This is a genomic window from Streptomyces sp. NRRL S-340, from assembly GCF_000720185.1.
GTDB lineage: Bacteria > Actinomycetota > Actinomycetes > Streptomycetales > Streptomycetaceae > Streptomyces.
On record NZ_JOIY01000033.1, the window covers coordinates 1 to 15575 of the forward strand.

At 72.9% G+C, this 15575-nt stretch carries 12 protein-coding genes; 5 read left to right on the forward strand and 7 right to left on the reverse strand.

What is annotated here, in order from left to right; genetic code table 11:
- The first annotated feature begins 428 nt into the window (after window positions 1-428).
- On the forward strand, window positions 429-878 hold the full coding sequence (locus tag IG64_RS24325) for a PTS sugar transporter subunit IIA (RefSeq protein ID WP_037859856.1): 450 nt from the start codon (window positions 429-431) through the stop codon (window positions 876-878).
- Window positions 879-953: 75 nt separating this feature from the next.
- Complete coding sequence (gene ptsP, locus IG64_RS24330; RefSeq protein WP_037859858.1) at window positions 954-2624, forward strand: phosphoenolpyruvate--protein phosphotransferase; 1671 nt, start codon at window positions 954-956, stop codon at window positions 2622-2624.
- Between the two features lie 69 nt (window positions 2625-2693).
- Here the strand turns inward: ptsP and IG64_RS24335 are convergent, their stop codons facing one another.
- Window positions 2694-3614: a hypothetical protein gene (locus IG64_RS24335; protein ID WP_037859861.1), complete on the reverse strand. Its 921-nt coding sequence runs from the start codon at window positions 3612-3614 to the stop codon at window positions 2694-2696.
- A 61-nt stretch (window positions 3615-3675) separates the two neighbouring features.
- On the reverse strand, window positions 3676-4980 hold the full coding sequence (locus IG64_RS24340) for an MFS transporter (protein ID WP_324609590.1): 1305 nt from the start codon (window positions 4978-4980) through the stop codon (window positions 3676-3678).
- A gap of 45 nt (window positions 4981-5025) precedes the next feature.
- Here IG64_RS24340 and IG64_RS24345 point away from each other — a divergent pair, with 45 nt between their 5' ends.
- The gene (locus IG64_RS24345) at window positions 5026-6345 is read left to right on the forward strand and encodes an aminotransferase class I/II-fold pyridoxal phosphate-dependent enzyme (protein WP_037859867.1); all 1320 of its coding nucleotides are present in this window, start codon (window positions 5026-5028) and stop codon (window positions 6343-6345) included.
- A 31-nt stretch (window positions 6346-6376) separates the two neighbouring features.
- On the opposite strand, the gene IG64_RS24350 is transcribed toward IG64_RS24345, so the two are convergent.
- Window positions 6377-8344, reverse strand: a complete 1968-nt coding sequence (locus tag IG64_RS24350; protein ID WP_037859870.1) for an acetoacetate--CoA ligase — start codon at window positions 8342-8344, stop codon at window positions 6377-6379.
- Window positions 8345-8556: 212 nt separating this feature from the next.
- On the opposite strand from IG64_RS24350, the gene IG64_RS24355 reads away from it, so the two are divergent.
- Window positions 8557-10914 (forward strand): glycoside hydrolase family 31 protein, encoded by a 2358-nt coding sequence (locus IG64_RS24355; protein WP_037859872.1) that lies wholly within the window; start codon window positions 8557-8559, stop codon window positions 10912-10914.
- A gap of 54 nt (window positions 10915-10968) precedes the next feature.
- On the opposite strand, the gene IG64_RS24360 is transcribed toward IG64_RS24355, so the two are convergent.
- Entirely contained in the window at window positions 10969-11505 is a 537-nt protein-coding gene (locus tag IG64_RS24360; RefSeq protein WP_037859874.1) for an NUDIX domain-containing protein, read from the reverse strand.
- A 176-nt stretch (window positions 11506-11681) separates the two neighbouring features.
- Window positions 11682-12491, reverse strand: coding sequence for a M15 family metallopeptidase (locus IG64_RS24365; RefSeq protein WP_037859875.1), 810 nt, complete (start codon window positions 12489-12491; stop codon window positions 11682-11684).
- A gap of 380 nt (window positions 12492-12871) precedes the next feature.
- On the opposite strand from IG64_RS24365, the gene glpK reads away from it, so the two are divergent.
- Window positions 12872-14392, forward strand: a complete 1521-nt coding sequence (gene glpK / locus IG64_RS24370) for a glycerol kinase GlpK (RefSeq protein ID WP_037859877.1) — start codon at window positions 12872-12874, stop codon at window positions 14390-14392.
- A gap of 89 nt (window positions 14393-14481) precedes the next feature.
- Here the strand turns inward: glpK and IG64_RS24375 are convergent, their stop codons facing one another.
- Window positions 14482-15087: a GTP-binding protein gene (locus IG64_RS24375; protein WP_037859880.1), complete on the reverse strand. Its 606-nt coding sequence runs from the start codon at window positions 15085-15087 to the stop codon at window positions 14482-14484.
- A 91-nt stretch (window positions 15088-15178) separates the two neighbouring features.
- Entirely contained in the window at window positions 15179-15574 is a 396-nt protein-coding gene (locus IG64_RS24380) for a DUF742 domain-containing protein (protein ID WP_037859881.1), read from the reverse strand.
- Window position 15575 lies beyond the last annotated feature (1 nt).

Consider the following 15575-nt stretch of genomic DNA (forward strand, 5'->3'; position numbering starts at 1 on the left):
ATCTGGCGTTGACTTTTGGCACGCTGTTGAGTTCTCAAGGAACGGACGCTTCCTTTGTACTCACCCTCTCGGGCTTTCCTCCGGGCGCTTCCCTTCGGTGATCCACACTCTATCAGGCTTTTCCGGCCCTCTTGACCACCGTCCCGCAGGCATGCGGAAGGCGATCCAGAGATAGGATCTGACAGGTTGGGTTCCGCTCGGGCCGAGGACGCTTGCTCGCGTCACTCACCCCCAAGCAGGAGTACGACTGTACAGGGGCCCGTGGAGCCGGTGCAAATCGATGGGATTGGTGGTCTAGACCACTATCGTGAGCTGTCGTAAGCTCTCGCCCGGATCCGGTACTTACCGTGACATACCCTGCTTCACAGTGCGCCGTCCGGGACAGACAGCGACGGCCCATACGAATCTCCACCCCTGGGAGGCTTCCCATGACCACCGTGACGTCCCCGCTCGCCGGACGCGCCATCGGACTGGCCGCTGTGCCCGACCCCGTCTTCTCCGGCGCCATGGTCGGCCCGGGCACGGCGATCGACCCCGTGCGCGAGCCCGCCGAGGCGGTCGCCCCCGTGGACGGTGTCATCGTCTCGCTGCATCCGCACGCCTTCGTCGTCGTCGACGAGCAGGGGCACGGTGTGCTCATCCACCTCGGCATCGACACCGTCCAGCTCAACGGCGAGGGCTTCGAGCTGCTCGTGAACAAGGGCGACACCGTCAAGCGCGGTCAGGCGGTGGTGCGCTGGAACCCCGCCGCCGTCGAGGCCGCCGGCAAGTCCCCGGTGTGTCCGGTCGTGGCCCTGGAGGCCACTGCCGAATCCCTCTCCGAGCTGCGTGACAGCGGCGACGTGCAGACCGGCGACAGTCTCTTCGCCTGGGAGTGACCGCCCCGCCGTCCCGGGACGGCCCAGGAACAACCACCGCGGCGCGACCCGCCGCACTATTCGGAGACGGGTGACATGGAGACAACGCTGCGAGGCGTCGGCGTGAGCCACGGTGTGGCGATCGGCGAGGTTCGGCACATGGGGACGGCGGTGCTGGAACCGCCGGCCAAGCAGATAGCGGCAGACGAGGCGGAGCGCGAACAGGGGCGCGCCCGCCAGGCCGTGGAGGCGGTGGCCGCCGACCTGACGGCCCGCGGCAACCTGGCGGGCGGCGAGGCCCAGGCGGTGCTCGAGGCGCAGGCCATGATGGCTCAGGACCCCGAGCTGATCGCGGACGTCGACCGGCGTATCGCGGTGGGCAGCACCGCGGAGCGCGCGGTGTACGACGCGTTCGCCGCCTACCGCGACCTGCTGGCCGGTGCGGGTGAGTACCTCGCCGGGCGGGTGGCGGACCTCGACGACGTGCGGAACCGTATCGTCGCGCGGCTGCTGGGCGTGCCCATGCCGGGTGTGCCGGACAGCGACGAGCCCTATGTCCTGGTCGCGCGTGACCTGGCTCCGGCCGACACCGCGCTGCTGGATCCCACCCTGGTCCTCGGTTTCGTCACCGAGGAGGGCGGGCCGACGAGCCACAGCGCGATCCTGGCGCGGGCGCTCGGTGTGCCGGCCGTGGTGGCGCTGCCGGGTGCGGGTGAGCTGGCCGAGGGCACGGTGATCGCCGTGGACGGCAGCACCGGTGAGATCTTCGTGAACCCCAGTGTCGAGAAGAAGGCGCAGCTGGAGGCCGCGGCCGCCGAGCGCAGGGCGGCGCTGGCCGCGTCGACGGGTCCGGGTGCCACTTCCGACGGTCACAAGGTGCCGCTGCTCGCCAACATCGGTGGTCCCGCGGACGTGGCGGCCGCGGTGGAGGCCGGTGCCGAGGGTGTGGGTCTGTTCCGGACCGAGTTCCTCTTCCTGGACGACAACAAGAAGGCGCCGTCGGAAGAGAAGCAGATCGAGGCCTACCGGCAGGTGCTGGAGGCCTTCCCCGAGGGCCGTGTCGTCGTGCGGGTGCTGGACGCGGGTGCGGACAAGCCGCTCGACTTCCTGACGCCTGCCGACGAGCCGAACCCCGCTCTGGGTGTGCGGGGTCTGCGCACGCTGCTCGACCACCCGGAGGTGCTGCGCACCCAGCTGAGCGCCCTGGCCAGGGCGGCCGAGGGGCTGCCGGTCCACCTTGAGGTCATGGCTCCGATGGTCGCGGACCGGGCGGACGCCAGGGCGTTCGCGGATGCCTGCCGTGCGGCGGGGCTGCGGGCGAAGTTCGGTGCGATGGTCGAGATCCCGTCGGCCGCGCTGCGGGCGCGCTCGATTCTGCAGGAGGTCGAGTTCCTGTCGCTGGGCACGAACGACCTCGCGCAGTACACCTTCGCCGCCGACCGGCAGGTGGGTGCGGTGTCGCGGTTGCAGGACCCGTGGCAGCCGGCGCTGCTCGATCTGGTCGCGCTGTCCGCCGAGGCGGCGCGGGCCGAGGGCAAGAGCTGTGGTGTCTGCGGTGAGGCGGCCTCGGATCCGCTGCTGGCGTGTGTGCTGACGGGCCTTGGTGTCACCTCCCTGTCCATGGGTGCGGCGTCGCTTCCTTATGTCCGGGCGGCGCTGGCGAAGTACACGCTGGCGCAGTGCGAGCGTGCCGCCGCGGCGGCACGGGCCGCGGACAGTGCCGAGGAGGCCCGTGACGCGGCTCAGGCGGTGCTGTCCGGCGAGTGAGCGGACCGTGCCGTCACCGGCTGGTTCGTCCGGGGCGCTCCACCCGAGGGTGGAGCGCCTTTGGCGTGTTCAGGGACGGTGTCGTGGGGTGAGTCCTTCTTCTCCCAGGTCGGGCGGGGTGCCGTAGTCGACGCCGGATTCCGGGGCGAGGAGGCCGCCGGATTCGATGTCGGTGCAGTAGGCGTCGAAGACCTCGCCCGCGGTGAGCGGCTCCAGGCCGTCGCCGCGCAGGCGCCAGCCGTAGATGCGGTCCGGGGTGCCCGGCGCGGTGGTGCGCATGACGAGTCCGCCGGGGCTGCGGGTGGCGAGTCCGAGGGCGAGGACGGTGGTGAATTCGAGGGCTTCGGCCTCGTCGAGGCGGGTGATGTCGGTGCGGAGGGCGTCACCGCCGGTGTCGTCGCCGGTGTCGTCGGCGTGGAGCACGGCGAGGAGGGTTTCCGGTGCGGTGGTGACACTGCAGACCAGGTGTCGGTTGCCGGGCGGGGCGGTGTCGAGGATGCGGGCGAGGAGGCCGGCGGCGCGGGTGAAGGCGGCGCGGCCGATGTCCTCGCCGCAGGAGGCACAGGGGCCGAGCCGGGCGAGGAGGGTGGAGGCGTACTCCCAGGTCGCCTGGCGGACGGCTTCGTCGACGAGGGCGGGGACGAGTTCGGTGAGCGGCCGGCCGTCGTAGGGCAGGGTCGGTCCGGCGGTGGCGATCTCGGCGGTGAAGCGGGCCCGGCTGGCCGGGGCGTCGGGGTCGAGGCCGGTGCGGGCGCAGAACTCGGCGTATTCCTCGGGGTCGAAGAGGGCGACGGTGGTGTGGCCGCCCTGGGCCGCCCTGACGCGCAGGAGTGCTTCGACCTGTTCGAGATAGGTGGTGTGGTCGTCGAAGGTGAAGCTGCGGTAGCGCCGCATGGCGCGGAAGTCGTGTTCGTCGGTGAGCAGGCCGATGGTGCCGGCGATCTCCCGGCGCAGGAGGCGTCGCATGGTCCGGCGGTCGGTGTGTGTCATGTTCTTCCCCCATGGTTTCCCCGTGTGTGCGCGCACGGTCTCGCCGTGTGTGCACGGTCGATCAATGCTCACTCACAGTAACGGGCGGCACTGACAACGGTGGTTCTGCGAGCCGGGCGCGGACCGTGCGGTGCTGGATGACGCAGGTCAGGGCTATGGAGCCGCCGAACACGGCCCATCCGGCCGGGCCCGCGGCGATGGCCGCGGTGACGGCGAGGGGTCCGATGCTGCGCTGGGCGGACTGGGCCAGTCCGTGCACGCCGAGGTAGGTGCCTTGCGCCGTGCCGGGGGCGAGGGCGACGGACAGTTCCCAGGAGGCGGTGGCGTGGAGCATCTCGGCGAGGGTGAAGGCGGCGGCCGCGGCGGTGAGGAGCGCGGTGGACGTGACGGTGCCTCCGGTGGTGGAGAGGGCCAGGGCGGCGCCGCCGAGGGCGTAGGCGAGGGAGAGCGGGAGCAGGAGGGTGCGGGCTGCCGCGGTGGTGGCGCCGAAGCGGGCCAGGGGGACCTGGAGGGCGACCACCATGACGTTGTTCAGCACCATGAGCAGGGGTGCGAGGCCGTGGGGCGCGGTGCTCGCGTGCGCGATCCACAGGGGCAGGCCGACCTTGAAGACGGCGTCGTCGAGGAAGAGGACGGTTTCGGTCGCGACGTAGGCGAGGTAGGTGCGGTCGCGCCACGGAGTGGCGGGGTGGCCCGCGGGTGCCGGGGTGTGGTGGGTGGCGACGGTGCGGGAGGGCGAGGGGGGTTCGCCGCAGCGCAGGGTGAGGAGGGCTACGGCGACGAAGGAGAGCGCGTCGCCGAGGAGCAGCCACCGGTAGGCGGCGGCGGTGCCGAGGGCGAGGGCGGCAGCGGCGGCGAGGCCGCCCAGGGCCCAGCCGGCGTTGGCCGCGGTCCTGTTGAGTGCCTGGTAGCGCACGCGGTCGGGTCCGGAGACGCGGGTGGCGTAGAGCTTGGTGAGGACGCTGGCGGCGCGGTCGCCGAGACTGCCGAGGGCGGAGAAGGCGAGCAGCGGGCCGTAGTGGTCGGTGGTGAGCAGCCCGAGGGAGGCCAGGGCGCGCAGGAGCTGGAGCGCGACGAGGACGCGGGTGAGCGGGAGGCGGTCGGCGATGCGGCCGCCGATGGGGGCGCCGGCGATGCCGACGGCTCCGGCGAGGGCGGCGAGGGTGCCGACCTGGGCGAGGGAGAGGTGGGAGACGTAGGTGAAGTACAGGACGGAGACGGAGGCCCACAGTCCGCTGCCGGTGCGGTCGACGAGCGCGACGAGGAGCATGCGGCGGCCGTCGGGGCCGCCGGGTATCCGGGGCTTTCCCGTTCTGGCGGGTCGTGTGCCGGTGTGACCGGTCTTCGTACGGCGGGTGGTTCCCACGGTTCCCCCTTGCGGCCAATTATGTATTGATACATAATCTTCAACGTGGCAGTACATTATGGGATCAGCGGTACGTCGGCCAAGGAGATTGCGGCCTCGGTGGAGCGGGGCGTGTCCGAGGGAGCCCTGGCGCCGGGTGCGGCGCTGCCGCCGGTGCGACGGCTCGCCGGTGAACTCGCCGTCAGTCCGGGGACGGTCGCCACCGCGTACAAGGAGCTGCGCGGGCGGGGCATCGTGGTGACCCGGGGCCGGGGCGGGACCGTGGTGGCGTCCGCGCCCGCGGTGGCGTCCCGCCGGCCGCCGAAGGTGCCGCCGGGGCTGCGGGACCTGGCGGGCGGGCATCCGGATCCGGCGTTCCTGCCCGCTCTGGTGCCCCCTTCCCGTCTGTCCTCGGGGGCCCGGTCGCACCGTTCGGCCCCGCGACTGCCACGGCTGGAGGAGGCCGTGCGGGACTGGCTGGGGCCCGACGGCGTGCCGGTGGAGCACGTGACGTTCGCGCACGGCGCGCTGGACCTGGTGGGACGCCTGCTGTCCGTGGAGCTGCGTCCGGGGGACGCGGTCGCGATGGAGGACCCGGGCTACCACCACCTGCTGGACCTGGTGACCGCGCTCGGCCTGCGCGGCGTCGCGGTGGCCGTGGACGACGAGGGGATGCGTCCGGAGGCCCTGCGGCGGGCGCTGCGGGCAGGTGCGCGGGCCGTGGTGTGCAGCCCCCGGGGGCAGAACCCGTACGGCGGCTGCTTCTCGGAGGAGCGCCGCGCGGCACTGGTCGAGGTGGTGCGGGAGGAGCCGGACGTGCTGGTCGTGGAGAACGACCACGCCTCGGCGGTGGCGGACGTACCGCTGCGCACGCTCACCTCCGGCGGCCTGAACCGGTGGGTGCACGTGCGGACGGTGAGCAAGTTCCTGGGGGCGGACCTCCGGTGGGCGGCGGCGGCCTGCGACGCCACCACCCTGGCCCGGCACGACGGGCGGCTGCTGCTGACCTCGGGCTGGGTCAGCCATCTGCTGCAGGAGACGGTCCTCGGTCTGCTGACGGACGAGGGCACGCGCGCGCTGGTGTCCCGCGCGCGCGGGACCTACGCCGAGCGCCGTGCCGCCCTGACCGGGGAACTGGCGGCCCGGGGCATCGGCGCGCACGGGGCGAGCGGGATGAACGTGTGGGTGCCGGTGGCCGACGAGTCCGCCGTGGTGAACGGCTTGCGTTCGTACGGCTGGTGGGTCGCCGCGGGGGCCCGGTTCCGTCTGTCGTCACCACCGGGCGTACGGATCTCCGTGGCCGGCCTGGAACCGGCCGAGGCGGCCCGGCTGGCCTCCGACTTCGCCGCCGCGCTCGGCGAGTCGGAGGCCACCTACGGCGGCTGACCCCCGGCCGTGCTCACCCCTCCTCGTGCGCTCAGGCGCGTTTGCGGGCCAGGTCCTCGTAGAAGCGCAGCAGGGCGAGGTCGTCGACGGAGCCGGGGTTGACGGCCTTTTCCAGCGGGGTGCCCTGGAGCAGGCGCTTGACCGGGACCTCGATGCGTTTGCCGGTGAGGGTGTGCGGAACGCCCGGCACCTCGATGACCTCGTCGGGGACGTGGCGCGGGGAGAGCTGTTCGCGGATGGTGCGCTTGATGCGGTCCAGGAGCGCGTCGTCGAGGACCGCTCCGGGCGCCAGGTGCACGAAGAGGGGCATCCAGTAGCCGCCGTCGGGCTGTTCGATGCCGATGACGAGCGATTCCCTGATCTCGGGCAGCCGCTCGACGGCCTCGTAGATGTCGGCCGAACCCATCCGCACGCCCTGGCGGTTGAGCGTGGAGTCGGAGCGGCCGTGGATGATCACCGAGCCGCGGGAGGTGAGCGTGATCCAGTCGCCGTGGCGCCACACCCCGGGATACACGGCGAAGTAGCTGTCGTGGTAGCGGCTGCCGTCGGGGTCGTTCCAGAAGTGGATCGGCATGGACGGCATGGGGTTGGTGACGACGAGTTCGCCGACCTCGTCGACCAGCGGTGCCCCGCTGGGGTCCCAGGACTGCAGGTCGGTGCCCAGGCAGGGCGCCTGGAGTTCGCCGATGTGCACCGGGAGGGTCGGTACGGCTCCCGCGAAGCAGGAACAGACGTCCGTACCGCCGCTGACGGAGGCGATCCACAGGTCCGCGCCGACCTCGTCGTGCAGCCAGCGGAACCCGTCCGGCGGCAGCGGGGACCCGGTGGTGCCGACGCACCGGATCCGGGAGAGGTCGTGGTCGCGGGCGGGGTGCACCCCCGCCTTGCGGCAGGCCATGACGTACGCGGCCGAGGTGCCGAAGAGGGTGGCTCCGGTGCGCTCGGCGACCCGCCACTGCGCGTCCGTGCCGGGATACCCGGGGCTCCCGTCGTACAGGACGATCGTCGTCCCGGTCAGCAGGCCGGAGACGAGGAAGTTCCACATCATCCAGCCGGTCGACGTGTACCAGAAGAAGCGGTCCCCGGGGCCCAGGTCGCAGTGCAGGCCGAGCTGCTTGAGGTGCTCCACGAGGATGCCGCCCTGCGACTGCACGATGGCCTTGGGCAGACCGGTGGTGCCCGAGGAGTACAGCACCCACAGGGGATGGTCGAAGGGCACCTGTTCGAAGACCGGCTCGACGTCGGCGGCGGTCAGGTCCGGCCACGCGAGGGCGCCGTCGGGGGTGGCACTGCCGAGCAGGGGGACGTGGACGACGGCGCGCAGGGTGGGCAGCTCGCGGCGCAGCTCGGCGACGACGTCCCGGCGGTCGTGCTCCTTGCCGCCGTAGCGGTAGCCGTCGACGGCGAAGAGGACGACCGGTTCGACCTGCTGGAAGCGGTCGAGGACGCTGCGGGCGCCGAAGTCGGGGGCGCAGGACGTCCACACCGCGCCGACGGCGGCGGTGGCGAGCAGGGCGACGACGGCCTCGGGGATGTTCGGCAGGTACCCGCTGACGCGGTCCCCGGGGCGTACGCCGAGGGCGCGCAGCCCGTCCGCGAGGGAGCCGACCTGGCGGCGCAGTTCGGACCAGGTCACCGGGTGCGGTTCGTGGCTCTCGTCGACGCGGAGGAGGGCGGGCTCCTCCGCGCGGGCCGCGGCGGCGCGCAGGGCGTGTTCGGCGTAGTTGAGGGTGGCTCCGGGGAACCACTGCGCGCCGGGCATCGTGCGGTCGCCCAGCACGCGCGCGCAGGGGGTGCTGAACCGTACGTCGAACCACTCCGTGACGGCCTTCCAGAAGGTCTCCAGACGGTCGACGGACCAGCGGTGCAGGGCCGGGTAGCCGCCCTCGGCGGGAGCGCCGTGGTGTTCGGCCGCCCAGGCCTGGAACTTCGTGATCTGTGCCTGGGCGATCCGCTGCGGATCGGGCTGCCAGAGCGGCAGGGGGTTCACGGTCGACATGGGCGGCTCCCGGACTCTGCGCGTCGTGTGCGTCGGTCCGCGCACGTGCGGGGTGTGCGCGTGACGCGGCTGACAGGGACGATGCCATGTGATCGACTTCCGCACCAGGGCTGGCCCCACATAGTCCCTGCCGTGAAGATGTGGTCCGGGCCTGGGTGAACGGCAGTTGAACAGCACACGCGTCGGGGCCTGTCAATGGCAGGGTGATCAGCATGAACGGTCGTGACCTGGTGCGTTCGGTGAAGGTGGTCGGTTCCGCGGGGCCGGCCCAGGGGGTGCGCACCGTACGGGCCGCCTGGCGCAGGCGGCGTGCCGACGCCGCGGGCCTGCCGCCGCGGGGCGCCGAGCGGGCCCGGGTGCCCGGCGAGGTGCGCGACGCGCGCCCGGAGCCCGGCGGCGGTGTGGTGCGCTTCGGCCGGTCGGAGCTGCGCATCGTCGTCGCGGTCAGCGGAGCGGTCTTCTGGAGCTGGGACGGGGCGGCACCCGAGCCGTCGTACGCGCTGGCCGGGCGCGCCCCCGAGCCGGATCCGCGGGCGGTGCTGGAGCCGGACAAGGACGGCGGCTGGCGGGTCGTCGCCGAGCGGGTCACGGTCACCGTCTCGCGGCGCGGCACCGTCGAGGTCTGTACGCCCGGGGGCGTGCGGCTGCGCCGTGATCTGCCGCCCCGGTGGTGGGAGCCGGTCGGCGGGGGCCCGGCACGCTGGATGCAGCGGTCGGAGGTGGCCGCCGACGCGCGGTTCTTCGGGCTGGGCGGGCGGGCCTCGGGACCGGTGCTGCGGGACGGCACGTACCGTCTGTGGAACACCGATCCCGGTCACGCCTCCGGGCCCGGGGACGATCCGCTCCACGTCACGATGCCGGTCCAGGTGGTCGTCGCGGACGCGGGCACGCATCTGGTCTTCCACGACAACTCCTGGGACGGCACGGTCGTGCTGCGGGAGGGCGAGGAGGGGGCCGGCTCGGGTCACGACCGGCCGGGGGTCAGTGAGCTGCGGATGGACGGCGGCCCGCTGCGGTGCTGGGTGGTCGTCGGCACTCCCGCGCGCGTGGCGCACATCTGGGCCTCGCTCACCGGGCCGGCGGCGCTGCCGCCCGCGTGGGCGCTCGGCCACCACCACGCCCGGCCGTTCGGCGGGGAACAGGAGGTGCGCCGGATCGTCGCGGGCCATCACGAGCACGGCCTGCCGCTGGACGCCGTGCACCTGGACACCGACCACCTCGACGCGCACCAGGTGTTCACCGTCGACCAGGACCGCTTCCCGAAACTGCCGGTGCTGGCGGAGGAACTGCGCCGGGACGGGATCCGGCTGGTGTCGGTCGTCGGCCCGGCGGTGCACGCCTTACAGGGCAACGCCGTCCACGACGCGGGGACGATCGAGGACGCCTTCGTGCGGGAGGCGTCCGGGGACGTCGTACGGGGGGTCGGGTGGCCTGGGGAGGCGGTCTTCCCGGACTTCACGCACGCGCGCGTGCGCGCCTGGTGGGGCGGGCTCTACCAGGAGCGGCTGACCCAGGGGTTCTCGGGGTTCTGGCACGGCATGGACGAGCCCACCTCCTTCGCGGCGTTCGGTGAGACGACGCTGCCGCGGTCGGCCCGGCACGCCCTGGAGGGCCGCGGGGGCGACCACCGCGAGGCGCACAACGTGTACGGGCTCTGCATGGCCCGGGCCGGCTACGAGGGGCTGCGCACCCTGGCGCCCGGCGAGCGGCCGTTCGTGTTCTCCCGCTCGGGCTGGGCCGGGACGCAGCGCTACGGCGGCACCTGGTCGGGGGACGTGGCCACGGGCTGGGCCGGATTGCGGGCCTCCCTGTCCCTGGTGGTGGGCCTGGGGTTGTGCGGGGTGGCCTACTGCGGGCCGGACGTGGGCGGCTTCGAGGACGGCCCCTCGCCGGAGCTGTTCCTGCGCTGGTTCCAGTTGGCCGCGTACCTGCCCCTGTTTCGGACGCACGCGAGCGGGCGGGCAGGGCGCCGGGAGCCCTGGGAGTTCGGGCCGGAGGTGCTCGGGCACGTGCGCGGGGCGCTCATCGAGCGCCGGCGGCTGCTGCCGTACTTCGTGACGCTGGCGCACCTGGCGCGGCGCACGGGCGCACCGTACGTGCGTCCGCTGTGGTGGAACACGCCGGAGGACCGGGCGCTGCGGGAGTGCGGGGACGCCTTCCTGCTCGGCGACGCCCTGCTGGTGGCGCCCGTGCTGCGGTCCGGGGCGGACGGGCGGACGGTGCGGCTGCCCCCAGGCCGCTGGTACGACACGGCTACCGGGCAGGCGTTCGAGGGTCCCGGGCAGGTGCGGGTGGACGCGCCCCTGGGGAGGATTCCGGTGCTCGCGCGCGCCGGGGCGGTGATCCCGGTGCGGGGTGAGACGGGCGGGGTGGAGCTGGAGGTGTGGGCGCCCGCCCCCGGGCGCGGCGGGGGCGGGCTGGTGGTGCCGGACGCGGGCGACGGCTGGGACGAGGCGGGGACGGAGCGGTACGCCGTGCGGCGGCAGGGCCGGCAGGTGGTGGTGGAGCTGGAGCGCGAGGACGGTACGGGCGCCCCGTCGCGTCCGTTGCGGGTGCGCGGGCTGGACTGAGCGCGGGGCCGGCCCCGGCCGGCTCGGACGGCCGGGGTGGGGCTGCCCGGCGGCTCAGACGTAGCGGCCCTCGAACCAGGCCCGGGCGGCCAGGGTGTGCAGCGGGAAGGCCAGTTCCTCGGGCCTGCGCAGCAGGTGCCAGCCGTCCGTCTCGGGGGTGGCGGCGGACTGCGGCAGCCCTTCGGCGGGGCGCTCCGGAAGCAGCCCGAAGAGCAGCAGATGGCCGTCGGGCGCGCTCATGGCGTCGATGAGCCGGACGTCGCGGGCGGCGGCCTCGATGCCCGTCTCCTCCTTGAGCTCGCGCACGACGGCCTGGCGCCAGTCCTCGCCGTCGTCGATGTACCCGCCCGGCAGGGCCGTGCCCCCGCGCGCGGGCGCGATGGTGCGGTCGATCACGACCAGGGCGGTGCCCTTCGGGTCGTAGACGGGCTGGAGGGCCACCGCGACGGGCAGCGGGTTGCGGTAGGCCACCGTCCCGCAGGCCGGGCAGGTGCGGGGCCAGCCGGAGATGCCCTCTCCGTAGGGCGCTCCGCAGCTCGAACAGTGCGAGTTCGGCGCGGAGTTGACAGTCGGATGCTGGTTTTCGGACACGCGCGGACTGTATCCGATCAACGGGTGGTCGTCTTGCGCCGATACCGCTCAGCGACCCGGGTCCGCCACGTCCGGTTCCGCGCGGGTCCGCGCGGGTCCGCCGATGTCCGCGCAGGTCCGGCACCGGCGGCGGGCCTGCGCGGACCCGGGTCGCTCAAGACCTGCCCGGACCCGGCTCAGGGCCTGCCGGCGAGCGACGCCCGGGAGACGGGGAAGTCGAAGTAGGTGTCCGGGTAGGGCTCGGGCTGGTAGGTGAAGTGCCACCACTCCTCGGCGAGGTTTACGAAGCCGAGGTTCTCCAGGGTGCTCTTGAGCAGCAGCCGGTTGGCCCGCTGCCGGCCCTGGATCCTCGGGTCGAGCGTATGGGCGAGCGTGTCGAAGCAGTCGAACCCGGTTCCCATGTCGACGGAGTTGTCCGGGAAGCGCTGGTCCTGCGGGGCGTAGCAGGGCACCAGGGCCTGGCCGGGGACGTAGGGACGCGTCGGCCGGACCGGGAGCCGGACGATGGTGAGGTCCACGGTCGAGCCGCGGCTGTGGCCGGACCGGGCCGCGATGTAACCGTCGTCGAACAGCCGGGTCTTGTCGACGCGCGGATAGAACTCGCCCTTCATGGTCTGGTCGTCGAGGTCGCGGGCCCAGCGGACGAAGTGGTCGACGGCGCGCTGCGGCCGGTAGCAGTCGTACACCTTGAGCGTGTAGCCCTCGCGCAGCAGTTCCTGCTGGGCCCGGTACAGGGCCTGCGCCGCGGGGCGGGTGAGGATGCACATCGGCTGCCGGTAGCCGTCGATGCGCGCGCCGACGAAGTCGTGCGGGGTGAAGTAGCGGATCTCCTGGAGGATCGTCGGGTCCACGGAGCTGAGGGCCACGAATTCCTCGGGTGCCCGGGGTTCGGGGACCGCGCGGGCCGTGGTGGCGGCGGTGGTCACGGTGAGCAGGGCGGCGACGGCGGTGATCACACCGCGGAGGAGCCTTGGCAGTCGTGTCATGTCTCCTACATCTATCGGGACGGAGCCCGCCCGGGGAAGCCCGAACCCGGGTCTCCGCCGGGGGCGGCCGGGGCGGGTCAGCGGCCGGAGCCTCCCTCACGGGCACCTTGACGCTCTCCGTGCACCGGTGAACACTTCCCGTGCCCGGCGGCCGGATGTCCATCCCGAGCCGTTTGCGCACCTTCTGGGACAAACTGATACCAGTGAGAACACAGGGGCCACAGCGGTCCCGGTCCCGGCCGTCTCTCCGCCCCGGGGAGGCGGCCACGCGATCCACCGGACCCGCGGCGCGGGCCCGCGCACGGTCCCGCTGAGCCGGGGGACGTGCGCGGGCGCCGGACACGGCGCGGCCGTCCGACCCTCGCCACCAAGGGGTAGCCATGACGGACAACGCCGAGAAGTACGTGGCCGCAATCGACCAGGGCACCACCTCGAGCCGCTGCATCGTCTTCGACCGCAACGGCGGCATCGTCGCCGTCGATCAGCGCGAGCACCGCCAGATCTTCCCCAAGCCGGGCTGGGTGGAGCACGACGCCACCGAGATCTGGTCGAAGGTGCAGGCGGTGGTCGCGGGCGCGCTGGCCAAGGCCGGGCTGCGCGCCGGACAGCTCAGCGCGCTCGGCATCACCAACCAGCGCGAGACGACCGTCCTGTGGGACCGCGCGACCGGCAAGCCCGTGCACAACGCGATCGTGTGGCAGGACACCCGCACGGCGGCACTCTGCAACGAGCTGGGCGGCGAGCAGGGGCAGGACCGGTTCCGCGAGCAGACCGGTCTGCCGCTCGCCAGCTACTTCTCCGGTCCGAAGGCCGCCTGGCTGCTGGACAACGTCCCCGGTCTGCGCGACCGCGCCGAGCGCGGGGAGATCGCCTTCGGCACCATCGACTCCTGGCTCATCTGGAACCTCACCGGCGGCACGGAGGGCGGGCAGCACGTCACGGACGTCACCAACGCGGGCCGGACGATGCTGATGAACCTGGAGACCCTCCAGTGGGAGCCGTCCATCCTGGCGGCCATGAACGTCCCCGAGGGGATACTGCCTCGGATCCGGTCCTCCTCCGAGGTGTACGGCACCGCTGTGGGCCAGCTCGCCGGAGTACCGGTCGCCTCGGCCCTGGGCGACCAGCAGGCCGCGGTGTTCGGACAGGCGTGCTACGACGTGGGGGATGCCAAGAACACGTACGGCACCGGGAGCTTCCTGCTGCTCAACACGGGCAACCGGCCCGTACCGTCCAGCAACGGCCTGCTCACCACCATGGGCTACAAGATCGGCGACGAGGCGCCGGTGTACTGCCTGGAGGGTGCCATCGCGATCACGGGTGCGCTGGTGCAGTGGTTCCGCGACCAGCTGGGCATCATCCGCACGGCGGACGAGATCGAGCCGCTGGCCGCCTCCGTCGAGGACAACGGCGGCGCCTACATCGTGCCGGCGTTCTCCGGCCTCTTCGCTCCGTACTGGCGTTCGGACGCGCGGGGTGTGGTCACCGGACTGACCCGGTACGTCACCAAGGCCCATCTGGCCCGCGCCGTCCTGGAGGCGACCAGTTGGCAGACGCGCGAGGTGGTGGACGCGATGTACCAGGACTCCGGGGTCCGGCTCACGACCCTCAAGGTCGACGGCGGGATGACGAAGAACAACCTCCTGATGCAGCACCAGGCGGACGTGCTCGGCGTGCCGGTGATCCGGCCCGAGGTCTCCGAGACGACCTGCCTGGGCGCCGCCTACGCGGCCGGACTCGCCACGGGTGTGTGGAACGACCTGGACGAACTCAAGTCGCACTGGCGCAAGGACGCCGAGTGGACGCCCGCCATGGAGGACTCGGTCCGTGACCGCGAGTACCACAACTGGCGCAAGGCGGTGGAGAAGAGCTTCGGCTGGCTGGAGGACGGCGAGGCGTAGCCGGGCCCGGGCTCGGTGACGCGCCTCGCCGGGGCCGGGCGGGCACGACCCGGCGCGGCGGCCGGGAGGGCGGCCCGTGCCGGGCCGGGTCAGCCGGTGACGGCCCGGCGGTGGGCCGCGCCGTACGCCATCGCGTGCTGGACGACCCCGACGAGGATCTCCTTGACCGATGCGCGGTCCCGGGCGTCGCACAGCAGGACGGGAACGCCGTCGTCCAGGTCGAGGGCCCGGCGGACGGCCTCGGCCGGGTGACGGGCGGCCCCCTCGAAGCAGTTGACGCCGACCAGGAAGGGGATCGAGCGCCGTTCGAAGTAGTCGACGGCCGCGAAGCAGTCCTCCAGACGGCGCGTGTCGGCCAGGACGACCGCGCCGAGCGCGCCCTCCGACAGCTCGTCCCACATGAACCAGAACCGCTCCTGACCGGGTGTCCCGAACAGGTACAGCACCAGGTCCTCGCGCAGGGTGATGCGGCCGAAGTCCATGGCGACGGTCGTGGTGTGCTTGCCCTCCACGCCGCTCAGGTCGTCGACCGGGCGGCCCGCCTCGGTGAGCAGTTCCTCGGTGCGCAGCGGCCTGATCTCGCTGACCGCGCCGACGAGCGTCGTCTTGCCCACGCCGAAGCCGCCGGCCACCAGGATCTTGAGCGTGAGGGGCTCGACCGGGGGCTTGCCGCGCTGGGTGCGCCCGAAGATCATCTTTTCCTTCTCCTGCTTGGTGAGGGCCGGTCAGCGGCGGCGGCCGCGACGGCGCCCGGCCGCGGCTTCGCCGTGACGGGGCCGGCGGTGCTCACAGCGCCCGCAGTCCGCTGATCACGTCGCGCAGAACGCTCTCGTCCGGCAGTTCGGCCGGGGGCACCGGGCGGCTCACGTGGACGTACTCCTCGTCCACGAGATCCCCGATGAGGACGCGCACCACGCCGACGGGCAGATCCAGCTCCGCGGCCAGTTCGGCGACCGACTGAGGTGCCTCGCGGCACAGCTCGACGATGTCCACGTGCTCCGGGGAGAGCGAGTGGTCCGCCTCCGGATCGTCCACGTGCGGTTCGGTGACGACCACCGCGATCAGATCGAGCCGGTGCTGGGCCGCGTGGCTGGTACGGCCCCGCGTCATGGCGTACGGGCGGACCACCGGTCCGGCCTCGTCGTCGAACCAGTGGCTTGCTGCCTGACCGTCTCCGTTCATG